General features: G+C 41.4%; 24 protein-coding genes and 1 other annotated feature. Of the genes, 22 read left to right on the forward strand and 2 right to left on the reverse strand.

Going from position 1 to position 20,396, the window contains the following annotated elements; translation table 11 throughout:
- Nucleotide 1: 1 nt before the first annotated feature.
- From ACPLOV_RS06280 to ACPLOV_RS06300, 5 genes are all read left to right on the forward strand, one after another.
- On the forward strand, nt 2-766 hold the full coding sequence (locus ACPLOV_RS06280; protein ID WP_424908279.1) for a TatD family hydrolase: 765 nt from the start codon (nt 2-4) through the stop codon (nt 764-766).
- Between the two features lie 93 nt (nt 767-859).
- Nucleotides 860-1,169 (forward strand) — a binding site (T-box leader).
- A 48-nt stretch (nt 1,170-1,217) separates the two neighbouring features.
- Nucleotides 1,218-1,727: a tryptophan transporter gene (locus tag ACPLOV_RS06285; RefSeq protein WP_424908280.1), complete on the forward strand. Its 510-nt coding sequence runs from the start codon at nt 1,218-1,220 to the stop codon at nt 1,725-1,727.
- A 121-nt stretch (nt 1,728-1,848) separates the two neighbouring features.
- Nucleotides 1,849-2,439 carry a TatD family nuclease-associated radical SAM protein gene (locus ACPLOV_RS06290; RefSeq protein WP_424908281.1) on the forward strand — a complete coding sequence of 197 codons (591 nt, stop codon included), beginning with the start codon at nt 1,849-1,851 and terminating at the stop codon, nt 2,437-2,439.
- Nucleotides 2,440-2,458: 19 nt separating this feature from the next.
- Nucleotides 2,459-3,301, forward strand: coding sequence for a 16S rRNA (adenine(1518)-N(6)/adenine(1519)-N(6))-dimethyltransferase RsmA (gene rsmA, locus ACPLOV_RS06295; protein ID WP_424910834.1), 843 nt, complete (start codon nt 2,459-2,461; stop codon nt 3,299-3,301).
- Nucleotides 3,302-3,315: 14 nt separating this feature from the next.
- Nucleotides 3,316-3,786, forward strand: coding sequence for a ribonuclease H-like YkuK family protein (locus tag ACPLOV_RS06300; RefSeq protein WP_424908283.1), 471 nt, complete (start codon nt 3,316-3,318; stop codon nt 3,784-3,786).
- Here ACPLOV_RS06300 and ACPLOV_RS06305 read toward each other — a convergent pair.
- Nucleotides 3,776-4,567 (reverse strand): glycosyltransferase, encoded by a 792-nt coding sequence (locus ACPLOV_RS06305; protein WP_424908284.1) that lies wholly within the window; start codon nt 4,565-4,567, stop codon nt 3,776-3,778. The two genes, ACPLOV_RS06300 and ACPLOV_RS06305, sit on opposite strands and share 11 nt — an antisense overlap.
- Before the next feature lie 99 nt (nt 4,568-4,666).
- Between ACPLOV_RS06305 and yabG the strand changes: the two genes are divergently transcribed.
- From yabG to ACPLOV_RS06390, 17 genes are all read left to right on the forward strand, one after another.
- Complete coding sequence (yabG, locus tag ACPLOV_RS06310; RefSeq protein WP_424908285.1) at nt 4,667-5,527, forward strand: sporulation peptidase YabG; 861 nt, start codon at nt 4,667-4,669, stop codon at nt 5,525-5,527.
- 18 nt (nt 5,528-5,545) lie between these two features.
- The gene (spoIID, locus tag ACPLOV_RS06315; protein WP_424910835.1) at nt 5,546-6,940 is read left to right on the forward strand and encodes a stage II sporulation protein D; all 1,395 of its coding nucleotides are present in this window, start codon (nt 5,546-5,548) and stop codon (nt 6,938-6,940) included.
- Between the two features lie 137 nt (nt 6,941-7,077).
- Nucleotides 7,078-7,350: a Veg family protein gene (locus ACPLOV_RS06320; protein ID WP_424908287.1), complete on the forward strand. Its 273-nt coding sequence runs from the start codon at nt 7,078-7,080 to the stop codon at nt 7,348-7,350.
- A 61-nt stretch (nt 7,351-7,411) separates the two neighbouring features.
- The gene (locus ACPLOV_RS06325; RefSeq protein WP_424908288.1) at nt 7,412-8,416 is read left to right on the forward strand and encodes a hypothetical protein; all 1,005 of its coding nucleotides are present in this window, start codon (nt 7,412-7,414) and stop codon (nt 8,414-8,416) included.
- A 194-nt stretch (nt 8,417-8,610) separates the two neighbouring features.
- On the forward strand, nt 8,611-9,267 hold the full coding sequence (locus tag ACPLOV_RS06330) for a CAP domain-containing protein (protein ID WP_424910836.1): 657 nt from the start codon (nt 8,611-8,613) through the stop codon (nt 9,265-9,267).
- A gap of 159 nt (nt 9,268-9,426) precedes the next feature.
- Complete coding sequence (locus ACPLOV_RS06335; RefSeq protein ID WP_424910079.1) at nt 9,427-9,651, forward strand: hypothetical protein; 225 nt, start codon at nt 9,427-9,429, stop codon at nt 9,649-9,651.
- Nucleotides 9,652-9,718: 67 nt separating this feature from the next.
- On the forward strand, nt 9,719-11,341 hold the full coding sequence (locus tag ACPLOV_RS06340) for a DUF3794 and LysM peptidoglycan-binding domain-containing protein (protein WP_424910837.1): 1,623 nt from the start codon (nt 9,719-9,721) through the stop codon (nt 11,339-11,341).
- A gap of 149 nt (nt 11,342-11,490) precedes the next feature.
- A complete protein-coding gene (gene ispE / locus ACPLOV_RS06345) occupies nt 11,491-12,345 on the forward strand; it encodes a 4-(cytidine 5'-diphospho)-2-C-methyl-D-erythritol kinase (RefSeq protein ID WP_424910016.1) in 855 nt (284 codons plus the stop codon).
- Between the two features lie 17 nt (nt 12,346-12,362).
- Entirely contained in the window at nt 12,363-13,058 is a 696-nt protein-coding gene (locus tag ACPLOV_RS06350; RefSeq protein ID WP_424910017.1) for a GntR family transcriptional regulator, read from the forward strand.
- On the forward strand, nt 13,058-13,807 hold the full coding sequence (locus ACPLOV_RS06355; RefSeq protein WP_424910018.1) for an NTP transferase domain-containing protein: 750 nt from the start codon (nt 13,058-13,060) through the stop codon (nt 13,805-13,807). Before ACPLOV_RS06350 ends, ACPLOV_RS06355 begins: the two co-directional genes overlap by 1 nt.
- Nucleotides 13,804-14,607 carry a pur operon repressor gene (gene purR / locus ACPLOV_RS06360; protein WP_424910838.1) on the forward strand — a complete coding sequence of 268 codons (804 nt, stop codon included), beginning with the start codon at nt 13,804-13,806 and terminating at the stop codon, nt 14,605-14,607. The genes ACPLOV_RS06355 and purR overlap by 4 nt, the downstream gene beginning before the upstream one ends.
- 92 nt (nt 14,608-14,699) lie before the next feature.
- Nucleotides 14,700-14,957 (forward strand): septation regulator SpoVG, encoded by a 258-nt coding sequence (gene spoVG / locus ACPLOV_RS06365; RefSeq protein WP_424909603.1) that lies wholly within the window; start codon nt 14,700-14,702, stop codon nt 14,955-14,957.
- A gap of 126 nt (nt 14,958-15,083) precedes the next feature.
- Nucleotides 15,084-16,487 carry a bifunctional UDP-N-acetylglucosamine diphosphorylase/glucosamine-1-phosphate N-acetyltransferase GlmU gene (gene glmU, locus ACPLOV_RS06370; RefSeq protein WP_424910839.1) on the forward strand — a complete coding sequence of 468 codons (1,404 nt, stop codon included), beginning with the start codon at nt 15,084-15,086 and terminating at the stop codon, nt 16,485-16,487.
- Nucleotides 16,468-17,409: a ribose-phosphate diphosphokinase gene (locus ACPLOV_RS06375; RefSeq protein WP_424909601.1), complete on the forward strand. Its 942-nt coding sequence runs from the start codon at nt 16,468-16,470 to the stop codon at nt 17,407-17,409. The genes glmU and ACPLOV_RS06375 overlap by 20 nt, the downstream gene beginning before the upstream one ends.
- Before the next feature lie 106 nt (nt 17,410-17,515).
- Nucleotides 17,516-18,148 carry a 50S ribosomal protein L25/general stress protein Ctc gene (locus ACPLOV_RS06380; protein ID WP_424909600.1) on the forward strand — a complete coding sequence of 211 codons (633 nt, stop codon included), beginning with the start codon at nt 17,516-17,518 and terminating at the stop codon, nt 18,146-18,148.
- Between the two features lie 4 nt (nt 18,149-18,152).
- Entirely contained in the window at nt 18,153-18,722 is a 570-nt protein-coding gene (pth, locus tag ACPLOV_RS06385; RefSeq protein ID WP_424909599.1) for an aminoacyl-tRNA hydrolase, read from the forward strand.
- 73 nt (nt 18,723-18,795) lie between these two features.
- The gene (locus tag ACPLOV_RS06390; RefSeq protein WP_424909598.1) at nt 18,796-19,107 is read left to right on the forward strand and encodes a hypothetical protein; all 312 of its coding nucleotides are present in this window, start codon (nt 18,796-18,798) and stop codon (nt 19,105-19,107) included.
- 49 nt (nt 19,108-19,156) lie between these two features.
- Here the strand turns inward: ACPLOV_RS06390 and ACPLOV_RS06395 are convergent, their stop codons facing one another.
- Complete coding sequence (locus ACPLOV_RS06395) at nt 19,157-20,380, reverse strand: dicarboxylate/amino acid:cation symporter (protein WP_424909597.1); 1,224 nt, start codon at nt 20,378-20,380, stop codon at nt 19,157-19,159.
- Between the last annotated feature and the right edge of the window lie 16 nt (nt 20,381-20,396).

Raw genomic sequence — 20,396 nt, forward strand, 5'->3', positions numbered from 1 at the left:
GATGGCTTTGTACTTAGACGTTCACGCTCATATAGACGATGAGGCTTTTAACAACGATAGATCTCAATTAATCGAAAAAATAAAAAGAGAAGGGGTTTTCTTCATTAACGCCGGGGTTGACGTAGAATCCAGCGCCTTGTCGGTAGAACTTTCAATACACGAGAACATATATGCAGCCGTGGGGGTTCACCCCCACGAAGCTGCAAAAACTAATAAAGGCTTTATTGACGAGCTAAAAAGATTTTCAAAGAATTCAAAGGTAGTAGCCATCGGCGAGGTAGGGCTGGATTACCACTACAATTTTTCGCCTAAGGAAAAGCAGCTGGAGGTTTTTAAAGAACAGCTTTATTTAGCGGGTGAGCTCAATCTTCCGGTGGTGGTTCACGACAGGGAGGCCCATGAGGATGTGCTAAAGCTGCTGGAAGAATTGGGAACCAAGAAGGTCATACTCCATTGTTTTTCAGGGGACCTTTATATGGCAGAAGAGGCCTTAAAAAAAGGGTATTATTTCTCCTTCGGAGGTTCGATGACTTTCAAAAAAAATGAACAGGGAAGGGAAATAATAAAAAAACTGCCGGCAAAAAGAATTTTCCTGGAGACCGATTCTCCTTACCTTACACCCGAGCCCTTTCGCGGTAAAAGAAACGATCCTACTTTTATAAAAATCCTTTACGATTATTATGCAAAATTAAAAGAAATGGGGTTATACGAATTAAAAAAGTTAATGCAGGAGAATGCCGCAGAGTTTTTTGGGATTTACATTTAAAATAAAAAAATTTTTATAAAAAAATTTTAAAACTATATTGCTTTTTTTTGAAAAATGCATATAATATTTTATAAAACTGAAACTTTAATTTAGTAAATTTCGATGAAGGGGAAAAGTAGCCTTACCGAAAGGTTAAAGAGAGCTGCCGGCGGTGGAAAGGCGGTACCGAAAGGTAGGGTGAATGGGCCCTGAAGATGCGGCGGCGAAAGGAAAAAAGTAGCTGCTGCCGGGTAAGCCCTCCGTTAAAAAAGGGGCATGGTATCGCCGATACGGCCGTACCAGAAAAGGGAGTCCTGCTTTCAGGTGGCAATCACGGCATTTCGTCCTGATGGGTGAAATGCCGTTTTTTGTTATATGCGGGACTAATAAGGGTGGCACCGCGGATAAAGCATCCGTCCCGGAGGGGATGGGTGCTTTTTTTATTAAAAAAATTTAAAGAAGGGGGATTTTTATGAAATTAAGGGATTCTATCTTAACCGCTCTTTTAATGGCTATCGGCTATGTTTTACACCAGGTGACTCCGCCCATTGTTGCCGGGATGAGGCCCAATTTCCTTCTTGTTATGCTCTTCCTTTCGATTTTTATTAACCCGAAACCCGCTAACGCGCTTCTCGCAGGTTTTTTAGGAGGTGTATTTGCCGCCCTTTCCACCACCTTCCCGGGAGGGCAGATTGCAAACATCGTGGATGAACTTATTACAGCTCAGGTGATTGCATTACTTGTCAGGGTTACTCCCAATTTAAACCGGCAAATAGCGGTACCTCTTTTCACCCTGCTGGGAACCATGATAAGCGGAGCAATATTTTTATCGGTAGCAATGATAGTGGTGGGAGCTCTTCCGACCGCCTTTTCTACCCTTTATACGGTAGTTGTTTTGCCTACCGCTGCCATAAACACCGTGGTAGGTGCAATATTATATAATTTGACAAGAACAGCTCTGAGAACGGTAGTAAAATTTTAGGTATTTTTTTTGAATTGCCCCGGTAAAATGGGGCATTTTTTTATTTAATTTTTCATTGTGTAGAATTGTAATTTGTGTTAAAATAGCATAGAAAAATCCTAAGAGAATGGGCGGGGCGATTATGATAGCATATAAGATAGGAGATTCACTGTATTTAAACATCACCAACCGTTGCACGAATAAGTGCAGCTTCTGTATAAGAAATTTTGCAAAGGGTGTCGGTGGTTACGATTTATGGCTTGAGAAGGAACCGACTACGAAGGAAATAATTGAGGCAATCGGCAATCCCGAAAATTATAAAGAAATAGTTTTTTGCGGTTACGGGGAGCCTCTTTTGAGGCTTCAGGTGGTTTTGGATGTAGCGTCTTATATAAAGAATAATTTTCCTGGAATTCCGGTTAGAATAAATACAAACGGGTTAGGAAATTTGATTCATGGAGAGGATATAACCCCTCAATTCAAAGGTTTAATTGACGTGATCTCCATAAGCCTTAATGCTCATAATTCGGAAACCTACGATAGGATTTGCCGCTCCGATTACGGTGAGGAGGCTTTCTATGCCGTACTGGAATTTGCAAGAAAATGTAAAAATTATGTTCCCAGGGTGGTTTTAACCGTTGTAGAACTTCCCGAAGTGGATATAGAAAAAACAAGAAAGATTGCCGAAGAATTAGGTGTAGGGTTTAAGGTCAGGAAATTCGAAAAAAGTTAACCCGAGAAGGTGGTAATTTTTGAAAATAAAAGAGATTATAAAAAAGTACAATATAAGGCCGAGTAAAAGGCTCGGCCAACATTTTTTAATGGAAGAATCTTTTCTTTATAAAATGTTGAAAGCAGCTCAAATAAATGAAGATGATGAGGTGCTGGAGATAGGCTCCGGGCTGGGAGTACTGACCCTGAAACTTTCCGACTATTCAAAAAAAGTGGTCGCAGTAGAAAAAGATCCTTCGCTTATAAAAATTTTAGAAGATTTGGTAAAAGACAGGAAAAATGTTTGTTTGATTAACGAAGATGTGCTAAAATTAGATTTAAACAGGGTAAAAGAGGATTATTTTGAAAATAATTGTTTTAAAATTGTTGCTAATCTGCCATATTATATTACGAGCCCTATTTTGATGAAGATAATCGAATCTAAGGATATTATTTCTAAAGCCGTCTTAATGGTTCAAAAAGAAGTAGCCCAAAGGCTGGCATCGCCTCCGGGCAGTAAAAGCTACGGGATACTCAGCGTGGCGGTTCAGCTGTACTCCGATGTGGAGATCGTCGATACTGTAAACAGGGGAGCATTTTTCCCACCTCCCCAGGTGGATTCAGCCATTGTAAAACTCGACATCAGGAAAGAAGCAAAAGTGGCAATGCCCGATGAAAAAACCTTCTTTAAAATTGTGGAAGCTGCTTTTTCCGAAAGGCGTAAGACCTTAAAAAATTCGTTAAGGAATAATTTAAATCTGAGCAACGAGGATATAAAGATGATACTAAAAATTTCGGGTATTGATGAAAATAGAAGGGCGGAAACGTTGAGCCTACAGGAATTTGCATCAATTTGTCGGGTTTTTATGGATTTGAAAAAATGAAAGGATGGGATACAATGTATTTCATAAGCCCGACAAAAGGGAGACTATCCCTTAAAGAAACCGTAATGGATATTATCGCTTATTTAGAGGAAGACCCCGAAGCGCGGTACAAACTCATAATAGGTACCGATTCCCAGGAAAAAAACAATACCTGTTTTGTCACGGCAATTATAATTCACAGAATTGGTAAGGGAGCCAGGTACTATTACAGGAAAAGAATCATGTCCTTAGTAAAAAATTTGAGGCAAAGGGTCTATATTGAAACCTCTTTGTCCCTGGAAGCGGTCAATGCCATAAAAAATGAGCTTTCTAAGACAAATTACCAGAACATGGATGTGGAGGTACATGTGGATATAGGACAAAACGGGGATACGAAGGAACTTATTAAGGAAGTTGTGGGTTGGGTTATGGGAAGCGGCTTCAGGGTTAAGATAAAGCCTCAAGCTTACGGTGCTACGAAGGTGGCGGACCGATTTACGAAATAAAACTTTTTAATATATCAAACCTTCTTTCACCGTGGTATCCAATAAATTCCCGGTTGTTAATGATACGGGAAGGCAAAAGACCTTTGTATAAATTAAGAGCTTGTATAATATCGCCGATGATGGTATCGGCCATTTTTTTTGCATGACTAAAGCCGCGAAGCTTAGAACCTGGCTCCTCCACCCGCATAATTGAGGGAGCAGCTACCTTCAGACCTTCTTTTACCGCAAAAACCGACTCTAAAGGAGGTATTGCAAAATAGCAGAAATCAACACTTTGTAAAAATTTTCCGGATACCGCGTGAGGACCGTGGGAAGGTATAGCTGTATACACCTTATGGTACAGGTTTAACGTCTCGTTAAACAGTCTTTTATAATAATAAAGCTCCAGGGAAAGCCGGTTTTCTTTCAGATAATCGGGGTAAAACCTGGTTAAAGAAAGATCAGCCTTTTCTTTTTCTATTGATTTAATCAGGTTTTTAAGCTGGCGATCCATTTTCCCTTCCATATCTCCATCCACAAAAATTACGCACTCCGCCCCGTCTTTATAGGCAGTATAGGCTCCAACAGCTTTGGGCACGTCATACCCTAAGGCTTCTTTGAAATGGATAATTTTTATTTTACCTGCGAAAGAGGTGCTCAACTTTTGTACTTCATAAAGCGTATTATCCGTGGAACCGTTAATTACGGTAATAATTTTATCTACTCCTATTTTTATCAAATTAATTAAGACCTTTGAAATTCTCCCCTCCTCGTTTTTTGCAGGTACTACAGCAGCAATCACGAAAAGCCCCCCAATTTAATTAACATGCGGCTTTATGTTAGCATATTATGTAATAAAAATTAAAAGTGTGAATAAAGAAAATTTAAGGGGGTGAAGGGGATGGCAAAGGTTAGACCAGGAGATATCGTAAAGAGGATTTCTTACGGAGGGGATTTACTTTTTAAAGTGGTAGAGGTTCATGAAGAAAAAAATATGGCCCTTTTGAAGGGCATTAACATAAGGGTTTTAGCCGATGCGCCGCTGGATGATCTAATATTGCCCACTAAAAATGAAGTAAGGGAATACAGAATCAATCTTATAAAAACCTATAACGAATGTTTGGAGAGGGTTTTTTACAGGAGGGAACTGGAAAAAGAAAAAAACTACACCAGGAATGAAAGGTCAGAGAACGGCTTTTTTTGTATGCCGGTAAAGGTTCTTCACTTGGACGGTGATGAGGATTACCTGGAAATATGCCTGAATACCTATAAACAGTTAGAAATAGAAGCTGTGGGTTTTAATATTTCCGAAAAGGATCAACCAAAAAATATAAAGAACCTGCTATTTGAGTATGCACCGGATATTCTCGTGATTACCGGGCACGACGGCCTATTAAAAAATGCGAGGGATTACAATAATGTAAATTCGTACAGAAACTCAAGGTTTTTTATAGAATCGGTAAAAGAGGCAAGAAAAATACAGCCATCCAAGGATGAGCTGATAATCTTTGCCGGGGCGTGTCAGTCTTACTATGAAGGCCTTATAAAAGCCGGTGCGAATTTTGCAAGTTCTCCCCACCGGGTTTTTATACACGCCTTAGATCCCGTTATGGTAATTGAAAGGGTGGCCTTTACTCCTATATCAAAAATAATCTCTCTGAAAGAAGCCATTGAAGCGACGATTACGGGCACAAAAGGAATAGGTGGCATCGAAACCCGGGGCAAGTACAGAGAAGGGCTCCCGCGTTCTCCTTACGAGTAAAGCAGGCGGTGATGAAAAATGGAGCAAGGGTTAATGCTAAAGGTTTTTGATTCAAGGATGAAAAAAGCTTACCAAATGGAATTAGAGGACTACGTAAAACATGCTGTAGCATTTGCGATGCCCGCCGATTTTCCTTTAGAAGCCCTGAAGTCTCAGGCGGTTTGCTGCAGGACAATTGCCGTAAGGAGAATGAGAATATTCGGCGGGAGCGGGTGCACAAGGTACCCCGAATACGATGTGTGCACCGATCCAGGACACTGTCAGGGATTTTCGGATAAATTGGAGGAAATTCCTGAAGGCATAAAAAAAGCCGTAGAAGAAACCTCAGGATTAATTTTAACCTACAACGGAAACCCTGTAGAAGCCTTTTATCACGACACCTGCGGAGGATATACGGAAGATTCGGAAAATGTCCTGGGAAATAAGATAAGTTATTTGAGGAAGGTAGAATGTGGATTCTGCAGCGACTCGCCCCATTACGTTACCCGCAGGATTATTACCATAAAAAATTTAAAAAAAAAATTGGGGGTTAACTTCGACTCGGCTGCCGGCAAGGTGGATATAAAGGGAATCTTTGAGGAAATAAAAACAACGGGAGCCGGGCGGATAAAAAGGATAAAGGTAGGAGACAGGGAATTTTCCGGAGAAGAAATAAAAGAACTGCTTTCGATAAACTCAAACAAATTTAACTGGAAGGTGGTAGCTATCGCGTTAGAAATTATGGGAAAAGGCCACGGACTTGGAATGTGTCAGTACGGGGCAAGAGGGATGGCCTTAAAAGGGCAGGATTTTGTGAATATACTAAAGCACTATTTTACGGGAACGGAAGTAGAAAGGATAAAAACGCCTTCCAAAGATAATCCGCTAATTTTAAAAAAAATTGCAGTGGATCCCGGCAAGGGGTCCGAAGACGATTTATGCGGGCCTATGGGGTTATCGGAAGGATTTATTAATTACGAAATGGCAAGGGCTTTGCGAGAAATACTTACAAAAGAAGGGGCAAAAGTGATCCTCACCAGGAATAATAATGAAAAAAAAGACCTCATGGAAAGAATAAGGGTTATTAATGATTTTGATCCGGACCTGCTTATCAGCCTTCAACAAAGTTTTTTGAAGCCCGACAGGGAAAGGTATGTGGAAATTTTTTACCTGCCGGGGGATAAAGAAGGCAAAAGACTTGCTGAATGCATCAAGGAAGCTTTTATCTCAGATCTAAATGTTCAAGCGGTATCTTATGAGGCGGACCTTTTCCTGCTGAGAGAATCCAAATGCCCCGGCGTAATGATTTTTACTTCCAATTTAAACTGTCCCCAGGAAGAAAAAAGGATATCGGAAGAAAAGTATAGAAAAAATGTCGCGGAGACAATTTTTTCGGGGATTATCCTATATTATTACGGCCTCACGTTAAAATAGGCCGTTTTTTGTTTATAATATGACATTTGACAAAACATCATAATACTGATAAAATATTCTATTTTTTATTTGACATTTCGGACAAGGGGTGTTATAATACAATCGTGTATTTTGTATAATAAAGAGGTGAGTTTAATTTGGTAAAAGATAATGCTCTCCTCAAAATAAAAAAAAGTATTGAACCCTTTGTGGGGAAAAAGGTTAAAATAAAAGCCAACAGGGGTAGAAAAAAGACTTACGAGAAAATAGGTATTCTCGAAAAGGTTTATCCCAATATATTTGTGATAAGGATTGAAGAATCTCCCGAATTTATAAACAGGGTTTCATACAGTTATTCCGATGTATTAACCGATTCCGTTGAGCTGATATTCTGTGCGGGTAACGGCAAGGCGGTGAAAATTAAGCATTAGGGCGCAAAAGCCTCCCTCATGAATATTATAATTATAAAGATTCATGGGGGAGGCAGTTTTTATGGACCGAACCGAAAGAATATTAAGAAAATATACAAAAGAGCTCCTGGACCTTCAAAATGTGGTGGGAGTGGGTATCGGTTATAAAACCGTTAAGGGTGAAAGAACGAATAAAAAATCCCTGCTGGTACTGGTTAAGAAAAAAATCCCCCGGGAGGAATTGAGAAAAGCAGAAATTATCCCCGAAAGGGTAGAGGATGTGAACACGGATGTCATTGAGGTGGGAGAAATAAAACTCCTGGGGCTAAGGACGGAAAAGTTAAGGCCTGCCAGGCCCGGCGTCAGCATAGGCCATTATAAGGTTACCGCGGGCACCTTTGGAGCGCTGGTAAAGGATGCGGTTACCAAGGAGCCTTTAATCCTTTCCAACAATCACGTTCTTGCAAATTCCACCAATGGCAGGGATAAAAAGGCAAGCCCCGGTGACCCCATCCTGCAGCCCGGAGCCTATGATGGCGGTAAAAACGAGGATGTCATAGGACACCTTTTCAGATTTATCCCCGTAGAGAAGGATATGACTCAGGTGGAATGCCCTGTGGCCAAAGCCGGGGAGAGGATTCTGGACAAAGCCGTAAAAATCCTGAGGCCAAACTACAACGTAAGGTTTTATAAAAAGAAAGCCATGCAAAACTTAGTGGATGCTGCCCTGGCAAAACCCGTTCACCCTTCCTATGTGTCCGATGAAATTCTGGAATTGGGTAAGGTAAAAGGCGAAGCCCTGCCGGAACTGGGGCTTCCCGTCGTGAAAAGCGGACGGACCAGCGGAGTTACAAAAAGTGAAATAAAAGCGACAAATGTGGTAATAAAGGTAATGCTCGGCGATAATGAAGAAGCGACTTTTTACGAACAGATACTTACGGGCCCTATGGCAAAGCCCGGAGATAGCGGTTCCCTGGTATTGACGGAAAAAAACGAGGCGGTGGGTCTTTTATTTGCAGGCTCCGAAGAGGCCACATTAATAAATCCAATAATAAATGTCATGAAGCTTTTAAAGTTTACTTTTTAAGGTTACAGGACCTCTTATTACCATCCTGTTTCATTTTACCGCTACATTTATTTATTTTATATAACGGTTATGGTATTTGAAATTAAAAAGCCTCAGGGCTTTTTTTTTATTTATTTATCAGAAAACCGGGTTTGTGTACGGCATTTTGGTTTTTTATAATTAAAAAAAACTAATAAGTACAAGGAGGTAGAGGTATGAAAAACATGAAAAATAAGGTAATTGGGTTACTACTGGTGTTCTCTCTTTTTATATCCTCCACGGCTTTTGCGGCAACCAGCATAAACATAAGTTTTAATGTGGGAAAATTGTTGCCGGGGGTAAAGTACGTTTTTTACATAAAATATAACGGCATTACCTACCTGAATACCCTTTTAAAAAGCATTGAAACAAAGGCCCCATCTTCTACAAATAGCGGTGGCTCATCAAATACCGGGCAATCCCAGAGTACTTCAGTCGTTCAGGGTTTGACAAAGGATGAAAAGCTAATGCTTGACCTGGTGAACAATGAGAGGATTAAGGCGGGACTAAAGCCTTTAGAAATAGATATGAGGCTTGTGGATATTTCCAGGAAAAAGAGCAAGGATATGATTGAAAAAAATTACTTTGGGCATATTTCCCCTACCTACGGGTCTCCCTTTGATGCATTAAAAAATGCAGGAATATCCTACAGGTATGCGGGAGAAAACATCGCTGGGGCACCAACGGTGGAAAAAGCTCATCAGGCTTTAATGAACAGTCCCGGCCACAGGGCAAACATTTTAAATCCTAACTTCAATAAAATCGGCATTGGAATCGTTGACGGGGGTCCTTATGGCAAAATGTTTACCCAGACCTTCCTAGGGACTAATTAGGGAAAACTCTGTGGAAATGTGCATTAGATGTGAATAACTCTGTGGATAATGTGGATAAAAGCAGGCAATAGCCTGCTTTTATTTTTTTTTGAACCTTTATTTTAACAAAATAATATATTAGTATTATAACTTCACCACCCTTTAAAAGGGGGAAGGATCATGATGGAAAGCATAATGGCCTTTATAATTCTAATGGGTATTGCGGTAATATTATTTTACTTGTATCTTTTAAGATTTTTTAAAGAAAACATTTATGAGGATTTGGAGAAAAGATTATCCCCTGGAAAAGGTAATGAGGGGGATGTAAAGGATGAAGGGACCATAAAAAATAATGTAAAGAATGAGGCCAAGATACCTGAAATCGAAGAAGAATTAAAATTGTAACATATTTACGAATAGTGACATATATTAATAAAAGTAAAGGGAGTATTTTATTGAAGGGAGGAATAGTATGGGAGTCGTTTTAACAAAGGAAATAGTCAGGGTAGACCAGGTAGTAGGAGAAGACAAAGCCCAGGCAGTAGTAGAGGGCATAATAAACCTGCCAGCAGGAAAACCAGATATCAGCCGTGTAATTTCAGTAAAGGCCGAAGTAGATTTAGATTCGTTGAAGATTAGCATACTGGACGGGAAAATAATGGTAGAAGGCGAATTAGAAGTGGATGCCATGTACGTCGCCAACATTGCTTCCCAGCCGGTTCATGCGGTGGAAGGCAGAATATCTTTTAGCTTCTTTGCCAAGGTGCCGGGCGCTAAAAAGAACATGGCGGTAAAGGTCATGCCCAAAATAGAATACAGTAAGTTTTCCTTCGACCCGCAGAGGCCCCGGGAGATATCCGCAAGCTTTGTAATCCAATTCCTGGTAAAAGTGCTGCAAAGGGTTGAGGTGGAAGTCGCTGTAGATGCTACCGGACCCGCAGACCTGCAGGTATTAAAGGAAACGGTGAAATTGGATCACATAGTAGGAGACGCTTCTTCCCAGAGCATTGCCAAGGGAGATATTGCCGTTCCCAACGTAAAACCCGATATCCTGGAGATAATTAAGGTCCAGGGCACGGCCAGGACCACCCAGGTAAAGGTTCTGGACGGTAAAATAATCGTGGAGGGAGTCCTGGATGTAGGAGTCCTTTACGTAGCCAGGGTTCCTGAAAACCAGCCCCAGCAGCCGGTGCATTTCCTGGAAGGCCAGATACCTTTCACCACCTTTGTAGAGATACCCGGAGCCAAGGAATCCATGACCAGAATAGTCAGGGTAGAAGTAGAACACATAAGAGGACGGAAGAAGGACGATAGAACCGTTTCCGTGGAAGCGGTAATAAAGGTAATGGTCAGAGTATACGAGACAAAGGTACTGGATGTAATTACAGACCTCTTCAGCCCCTCAGAAAAATTAGAGGTTAAAAAGATAGAACTCAAAGTAGATCAGGTGGTGGGTGAAAACGAAAACCAGATAATCGTAAAAGAAACCGTCAATGTGCCCGATCCCAAACCCGACATACTGGAAATTTATTCTACAAATGCTACTGCCCGAATTGACAATGCAAGGATCATCGACAGCAAGGTGATAGTTGAAGGAACATTGCTGGTAGAGACATTGTATGTGGCCAGGGTTCCTGAAGGCCAGCCCCAGCAGCCGGTGCATTTCATGGAACATGAAATACCCTTCACCACCTTCGTAGAGATTCCCGGTGCCGAAGAGAATATGATGCTGGACTTCGATTTGATAGTAGAACACATTACTGCAAGCTTTGATCCGTCTTCGCCCAGAAAGATGGAAGTAAGGGCAATTATAAAATTATTTGCAAAAGTGACGGAAACAATAGAAATTGAAGTGGTTACCGAAGTAATCGAACCGGAAGAGGAAGAAAAGCCCGAAAAACCTGAAAAGCCGGAAAAACCAGGGGAAATGCCGCCAGAGAAGCCATCCCTTACCATTTATATAGTTCAAAAAGGTGATACCCTCTGGAAGATAGCAAAACGCTACAATGTGACGGTAGACTCCATAGTGAAGGCAAACAATCTTGAAAACCCGAATATGATAATGCCCGGCCAGCAGCTAATAATTCCAAGGTAAAATTTCAGCCCGCAATTGAAAGCGGGCTTTTTATTTTTATATTATAATAAAAACGTATATATAAATAATTTCGTTAAATTATTTGTTTTTGAAGGATTTTTAAATAAAATGTGAAATATATATTTAGGGACGAAAAGGCGGGGATAATTTTGCACATATTTGAGATTGATGTAAAAGCAAAAATCAACCTGACATTGGATGTTCTTTACAAAAGGCAGGATGGTTACCATGAAGTGGAGATGATAATGCAGACGATTTCTTTAAGTGACAGGGTCAGTATGAGGTTACTTCCTAAAAAAGAGATAAGAATTCTCTGCGAAGCCCCCGGAGTACCTTTGAATGAAGAAAATACAGCTTATAAAGCGGCAAAATTGATGATGGATAAATTTAATCTGGATGCTGGATTAGAAATAGAGATCAAGAAAAATATTCCTGTAGCAGCCGGACTTGCGGGTGGGAGTGCCGATGCGGCTGCCGTATTGATGGGCATTAATGAGATTTTTGATTTAAAAAAAGATTTGGGGCAGTTGATAAAGCTGGGTAAAATAATTGGAGCTGACGTTCCTTTTTCGATAATGGGGGGAACGGCCGTAGCCAGGGGCATAGGAGAAAAACTGGAGCCTTTGCCCGGTTTAAAGGACATAGTTGTTTTACTGGTTAAACCCCCTTATTTTGTTTCCACAAAAGAAGTATACAGTAGACTGAATGTAGGAAATATAATAAAAAGGCCTGACACCATCGGTATTATAGATAAAATAAAAAGAGCGGATGTCCGGGGGATTGCAGAAGGCCTCTGCAATGTTTTAGAAGAGGTTACCTTTAAAATGCATCCGGAACTTTTTGGGATTAAAGAGGCGATGAAGGAAAGGGGAGCTCTGGGCAGCCTGATGTCGGGGAGCGGACCCACGATATACGGCATTTTTGAAAGCCTTAAGGATGCTCAAAAGGCTGCTGAAAAGTTTAATGGCTACAAAAATACTGTGATAATTACAGAAGTAAATTAATTCGGGGAGGGGAAATTTTGGCAGGCAGATTTAAGACAATAAGATTGGACAATTATAAACCGCTGAGGGAAATTGTATTTCAGGCATTAAGAGAGGCTATAATTTCCGGCGAATTAAAGCCCGGCGAGAGGTTGATGGAGGTTCAGTTAGCGGAAGAGATGGGGGTATCCCGAACTCCTGTAAGAGAAGCTATAAGGAAACTGGAACTTGAAGGGCTTGTGGTGATGGTGCCGAGAAAGGGGGCCTACGTGGCGGGGCTTTCTATGAAGGACGCCGCCGACGTTTTTGAGGTAAGGCAGAGTTTGGAAGGACTTGCTGCAGCCTTAGCTGCCGAAAGAATTACCGATGAAGAGATAGAATCTTTGGAAAGGGTGCTCCTTGAAATTAACGATGCCGCGGAAAAAAATGATATAAACCTTATAATCCAGAAGGATGCGGAATTTCACAATATCCTTTTTAAAGCCAGCAGAAATGACCGACTGGTGCAAATAATAAACAATTTAAAGGAGCAGATTGACAGGTTCAGGATACAATCCTTTGAAAATCCGGGTAGATTGAAGAAATTGATGGAAGAACACAAAAAAATAGTGGAAGCAATTACCGAGAGGAATGTGGAAAAGGCAAAAAAACTTGCCGAGGAGCATATAGAAAAAGTGGAAAATAATGTTATGGATATTTTAAGAAAACAAATGGATATTGGAGATGATAATTAATGAAAGCTCTTATCCTTGCCGGGGGGACCGCGGAGGATAGTTTAAAGGATAAAGGAGATAACAAGGCGTTTATTAAGATAGCCGGAAAGGAAATGATATTATATATTGTAGACGTGCTTAAGGAAATTAAAACGATTGATGAAATTTTTGCAATAGGACCTGAAAAATTGAAGGAAATATCGAAAGGAGATTTTAATGTAATAAAGGAAGAAGGTTCCCTTTTTGAGAATGTTAAAAAGGGATTATCTGTTTTTTCGGAGGAAGAAGAAATTCTTATCCTTACCTCCGACATCCCGATGATTACAAAAGAGGCCCTGGAGGACTTTATAGTGCGGGCTAAGGATACGGGTGCGGAGTTTTGCTATCCCATCGTGAAAAAGGAGGTCAACGACAAAAAATTCCCCGGGGTAAAAAGAACCTACGTAAAGGTGTATGAGGGGTCTTTTACCGGTGGGAATGTGGTTCTGGTAAAGTTAAACGCCATTAAAAGGGCTATCGATAAGGTGGAAGGGTTTTTTAAGTACAGGAAAAATCCTTTGAAGCTTTCTATGATTTTCGGCCCCGTTTTTCTAATTAAGTTCTTGCTCGGCACTCTGAGAATACAGGACCTGGAAAAAAGGGTATATGAGCTTTTTGGCGTGAGGGCAAAAGCTATAATAAGCGAATACCCGGAAATCGGAACGGATGTGGACAAAATTAGCGACTTAGAAATTGCAGAAAAGGTGCTCGCAAGAGGGGGCGGATTATGAGGAGAAGTCAGAGATTGGTTTTAATTACGAAACATCTTACGGAAAACCCCAATAAAATAATTCCTCTTAAATTTTTTGCAGAAAGGTATAATGCCGCAAAATCTTCGATAAGCGAGGATTTAAACATTATTAAGACTTCCCTTTCTTCTTCCATGGAGGGGGTTTTGGAGACCCTTCCCGGAGCGGCAGGGGGAGTACGATACCGGGTAAAAAACTCTAAGGATAAAATACAGTCTCTTTTAGAAGAACTCTGCGAACTTATAAGCGATAAAAGCCGGTTGATTCCGGGGGACTATATATATCTCACGGATATAATATTTTCTCCCGAATACTCCTACCGCATAGGAGAGGTAATAGCCGAGAAATTTTTAGAAAAAGAGCCTACATGCGTGCTTACAGTGGAAACTAAAGGGATCCCGCTGGCTTTAATGACCGCAAGGGCTTTAAATGTGCCTCTGGTGGTGGCAAGAAGGGATATAAAGGTGACTGAAGGCCCGTCGGTAAATATCAGCTACGTATCCGGCTCCAGCGGAAGAATTCAAAACATGGCCCTCCCCAAAAGGGCTTTATCGGAAAAAGCAAGGGTTTTAATTGTGGACGATTTTATGAAAGGCGGGGGTACCGCAAGGGGAATGACGGAGCTTGTCCGGGAATTTAATGCCGAAACCGCAGGTATAGCTGTTTTTATTTCCACCGAAGAGCCCAAGGAAAAACTTGTTAAAAATTACACTTCACTTCTTGTGCTGGAAAAGGTGGAAACCCTGGGAGGAATAATCAGAATTCGCCCGGGAATTTTTTAAAAAATCTATTAAAAATTATTAAAAATCAGAAGGACTTTGTCCATTTATATAGAAATACAACTTAAAGGAAAATATTTTTGGAGGTGCGGTTTTTGGAAATTACCGATGTAAGAATTAGAAAAATCCAGGAAGAAGGAAAGATGAAAGCCATTGTGTCAGTGACATTTGACAATGAATTTGTGGTACATGATATCAGGGTTATCGAGGGGGACAGCGGGCTTTTTATAGCAATGCCCAGCCGCAAGACCGCCGATGGACAGTTCAAGGATATTGCTCATCCTTTGAATTCTTCCATGAGGGCTAAAATCCAGGAGGCTGTCCTGAAATCCTATCAGGCTGCAATTAGTTAAATTGAAGATAGAAAATTTAAAAATATAGGGCAAATCTGTCCCTATGTTTTTTTTTTGACTTAGATTTCTTAAAAAGGCTCTTTATGATATATTATAAAAGGTAATATTTTTTCAGGAGGGTAGTGTATGGGTGAATTTTCTGCGGTTATCCTGGCTGCGGGTGAAGGGACCAGGATGAAATCGAATACCCCGAAGGTTTTACATAAAATATGCGGTTATCCCATGCTTCATTATGTTATTAACTGCGCAAGAGGGGCCGGAGCGGATGAAATAGTGGTCGTAGTGGGGAGAGGAGCTGAAGAGGTAAAGAAAGCCTTTGAAAACGAAAATGTAAAGTTCGTTCTACAACCGGAACAAAAGGGTACGGGACACGCTTTAATGCAGGCAGAGGAAGAAGTAAAGGGCAGCAAATATATAATGGTTTTATACGGCGATATGCCCCTTATAAAACCTGAAACCTTGAAAAATCTCTTCAATTTTCATATAGAAAATCAGCCTGCAGCTACGGTTTTGACGTGCGAGTTTGATAACCCTTATGGATATGGAAGGATAATAAAAAAAGAGGGCAGGGTAGTAGCCATAAGGGAAGAAAAGGATGCAAAAAAAGAGGAAAAACTAATAAAAGAGATAAATTCGGGAATATACTGTTTTGAAACTCAAAAGGTTTTTTCAGCCTTGAAGAATGTGAAAAACGAAAATCGCCAGGGAGAATATTACCTTACCGATGTGGTGGAGATATTTAACAATGAGGGAGAAAAAGTGCTGGCCTTTAAAATAGAAAACCCTGATGAGGTTCACGGGATAAACGACCGGGTGCAGCTTGCAAAAGCCCGGGCAATAATGCAAAAAGAAATAGTGGAAAATTTGATGAAGGATGGAGTTACCTTTATCAATCCGGAAAGCTGTGTCGTGGATGCAGGGGTGAAAATAGGAAGGGATACGGTGATCTATCCCGGTGCGGTTATTGAAGGCAAAACCCAAATAGGAGAAAGCTGCTTAATCCTGGGGAACAGCGTAATAAGGGATTCAAAAATAGGCAACAATGTGGAAATATTATCCAGCTTTGTGGTAGAAAGCGAAATAGGAGACGGAGTAAAAATAGGGCCATTTGCCAACCTGAGGCCGGGCACCAGACTCTCTTCCCACGTAAAAATTGGGGATTTTGTTGAAGTAAAAAACAGCACCGTAGGAGAGGGAACAAAAATTCCCCACCTTTCTTATGTGGGGGATGCGGAAATAGGAGCAGGAGTGAATATTGGCGCCGGGGTAATTTTTGTCAATTACGATGGATACAAAAAACATAAGACGGTGGTTCAGGATAATGCTTTCATAGGGTGCAACTCCAATCTTATTGCCCCCTTAAAAATAGAAGAAGGCGCTTATGTGGCGGCGGGTTCTACCCTCACCAAGGATGTGCCCGGCAAAGCCTTAGCAATTGCCAGAGCTAAGCAGGAAAATAAGCCGGGGTGGGTAGAAAAAAGAAAGAAGATTTTTGAAGGAGGAAAAACAAATGGCGGAGAACAAGCTTAAAATTTTTACAGGGAATGCCAACCCGGATTTAGCGAAGGAAATAGCCCAGATACTGGGAGTAAATGTGGGCGATGCGGTTGTCAATACCTTCAGCGATGGCGAAATTCAGGTGAAGATAAACGAAAGCGTAAGGGGCGCCGATGTGTTTGTTGTTCAGCCTCTTTCCTATCCTGCCAACGACCACATAATGGAACTTCTGATAATGCTTGATGCTTTAAAAAGAGCGTCGGCCTGGAGAATAACGGCGGTTATACCCTATTACGGTTACGCAAGACAGGACAGAAAGATCCGCGCCAGGGACCCCATTACGGCAAAACTGATTGCCGATATCATTTCCACTGCCGGAGCCCACAGGGTTTTGACCATGGACCTACACGCAGGGCAGATACAGGGATTTTTCAACTTCCCGGTGGATCATCTGCTGGCAGTGCCGATCCTTGCGGATTATTTCAGAAAAAAGGAGATTGAGGATCTGGTGGTTGTCTCACCGGACTTAGGAGGAGTAACCAGGGCAAGGGAGCTGGCAAACAGGTTAAATGCTTCAATAGCCATTATTGATAAAAGGAGACCGGAGCCCAATGTGGCTGAAGTTATGAACATTATCGGAAATGTCAAAGGGAAAACAGTAATTATTATTGATGATATAATAGATACCGCAGGCACCATCACTCTGGGCGCTGAAGCCTTACTGGAAAGAGGAGCAAAAGAGGTTTATGCCTGCTGCACTCACCCGGTGCTTTCCGGCCCTGCAATTGAAAGACTGAGAAAGTCAATGATAAAAGAAGTTGTAGTAACCAACACGATAGCTTTGGATGAGGAAAAGAAAATAGAAAAAATTAAGGTACTTTCGGTAGCTCCCCTTTTTGCCGAAGCGATAAACAGAATTCATCAACATCTTTCGGTGAGCACGTTGTTTGATTAATTGATTTTTGAAAACATTCAAATATTGATTATTTGTTAAAAAGGGGATATACTATTATATATGCATAGAAGCCATAATATTCCACAATTTTGAAAGGGGGATTTATATGGCACAGGTTACCCTGAAGGTTGCGGAGAGGAAACTGGATAGTAAGGGTACGCTCAGGGCTTTAAGAAGGGAAAGAAAAATTCCTGCGGTTTTATATGGTAAAAACATAGAAAATAAATACCTGGCAGTGGACGAAATGGAGTTTTTAAAAGCCATTAAGGGGCACGGGGAAAGCGTCCTTATGGACCTTATCCTTGGAAACGAAAAACACACCGTAATTATTAAAGAAATTCAAAGGGATCTTCTAAACAATGTAATAAATCACATAGACTTTTATAAAGTTTCCATGACCGATAAGGTAGAGGTGGACGTGCCCATCCTATTAAAAGGCGAGCCGGAAGGAGTAAAAATGGGCGGAGTTTTACAGCACCAGCTGGATGAACTTACCATAGAGGCTCTACCGCAGGATATACCCGAACATATCGAAGTGGATATTTCCCATTTGAAGATAGGCGATGTTCTTACCGTAAAGGAAATAATCCTTTCCGACAAAATAACCGTGCTCGACGACCCCGAAGAAATTGTGGTAGCGGTTCTCGCACCCGCCGTTGAGGAAGAGGAAGGAGCTGGAGCCGCTGAAGGCGAACCTGAAGTGATAGCAAAGGGTAAAGAAAAGAAACAAGAGGAGTAAAAAGATGTATTTAATTGCAGGCCTGGGTAATCCGGGAAAACAATACGAAAAAACGAGGCACAACATTGGCTTTATGGTGCTGGACCTTATAGCCGAAGAGCTGGGGACAGTAATAAACAAAATTAAGTTCAAAGCCATTTACAGCGATGTTTATTACAAAGAAGAGAAATTAATACTTTTAAAACCCATGACATACATGAACCTGTCGGGTGAAAGCGTTAAAGAGGCAGTAAGTTTTTACAAACTGCCTCTTTCCAGCTTAATAGTTGTATACGATGATATGGACCTGCCCCTCGGCAGAATTAGGATAAAAAAAGGGGGCAGCAGCGGAGGACACAAAGGGATAGAATCCATAATATACCAGCTGAATTCTGAAGAATTTACGAGGATACGGGTGGGAATAGGAAAACCAAAACCCGGTCAGGATACAATAAGTCACGTTCTGGGCACTTTTCAGGAAGACGAAAGGGATAAAGCGAGAGAAATTATACAGCTTGCGGCCAAAGCCGCTTTATGCGTGGTAGAAAAAGGCATAGAAAATGCGATGAATGTTTACAATGGCATTAAATTATAAAAAAAATTTACATAAATTACCGGGAATTTTATTAATTAAACAGGGCATCCTGAATTTTAGAGGAGGGATGCCCGTGTCTGTTATAAAAAAATTGTTTTACGGGATGGGTCTTGCTGCTCTTGCCTACATGATTATGCCGGATAAAATGAAAAAAAAGGTAGAACCCATGGTTTCTAAAAGAATGGATGAGGCAAAAATGCTGGCAGAGAAAGGCAAGAACATGCTAAAAAAAAACTTTAATGAAAAAAAGGAAGATGTCATGGATAAAATTTGTGGCGATGAGGCTCCTGAAAAAGAAGAGGTGGATCTGAAAAAGGAAATTGAAGAACTGAAAGCCACGGTTAAGGCACTGCAAAATGAAATTAAGGATTCCCGCATATATTAAAAAATTAAGCTGGCCGGAAAACTTCGGCCAGCTTTTTCGTTAAATTTTATTATAATTCTTTAGCCACGTCCGGGTTAAGTTCTCCTTCGGTAGCCGCAACCACCACGGAGCCGGCAATATCACCGGTTACATTGATGCAGGTCCTTGGCATGTCTAAGATCCTGTCAATACCGGCAATCAATGCAATACCTTCTAAGGGGAGACCTACCGACTGCAGCACCATGGATAGCATGATAAGGCCTGCACCGGGAACGCCGGCAGTTCCTATGGATGCAAGGGTGGCGGTAAGAATAATGGTAAGCTGCTGGGATAGGGTGAGGTTTATTCCGAAAATCTGGGCGACGAAAAGTGCGCAGACTCCCTGGTACAATGCCGTTCCGTCCATGTTGATGGTGGCTCCTAAGGGCAGGACGAAGCTGGATACGGATTTTGAAACCCCAAGATTTTTCTCGGTGACATCCATGCTTACGGGAAGGGTAGCGGAGCTGCTGCAGGTGGTAAAGGCTACCAGCATAGCAGGGGCCGCCCCTTTGAAAAATTTTGCCGGACTCATTTTGCCGAATATTCTCACAAGGGTGGAGTAGACTATGCCTGCATGGAGAGCAACTCCGAGATAAACAGCTATTATAACCTTTAAAAGGGGTAGGAGCACTTTGGGACCGTTGGCGGCTACAACAGGCACGATAAGGGCGAATACACCGATGGGAGCATATTCCATTATGATCCCGACTATTTTATAACTCACTTCTGCGAGGCTCTCAAAAAAGCTGAGCACCGGCTTTCCCTTTTCCCGGGCGATGGTGATTCCTATTCCCAGGAACAGGGCAAAAGCGATGATTTGAAGCATGTTAGCATCCACCATAGCTTTTACCGGGTTTGTCGGAATGATGTTTAAAAGGGTTTCTACCACCGATGGAGCCTTATTTACCTCTACCTTTGCGTTAGAAGGAAGAGTAAGACCGAAGCCCGGATCGATAATGTTTCCAAGGATTAGACCAAGGGTTACGGCAAAGGCCGTAGTCAAAAGGTAGTAGGTCAAAGTTTTTACTCCAATCCTTCCAAGCCTTCTTACATCACCTGTGCTTGCTGCTCCTACAACTAAGGATGAAAGAACCAGCGGGATGATGATCATCTTAATGAGGTTAAGGAATAGGTCGCCGAAAGGCTTGATATAGGTTTTTGCTGCGTCGGGTGCTGATTGGAAGAAGAGTCCCACTATTATACCAACTATAAGTCCTATAAAAATTTTGGTGGTTAAACTGAGCTTCTTCACGCAAACACCCTCCTCT

This window comes from Thermovenabulum sp. (genome assembly GCF_049723235.1).
In the GTDB taxonomy this organism is placed as follows: domain Bacteria; phylum Bacillota; class Thermosediminibacteria; order Thermosediminibacterales; family Thermosediminibacteraceae; genus Thermovenabulum.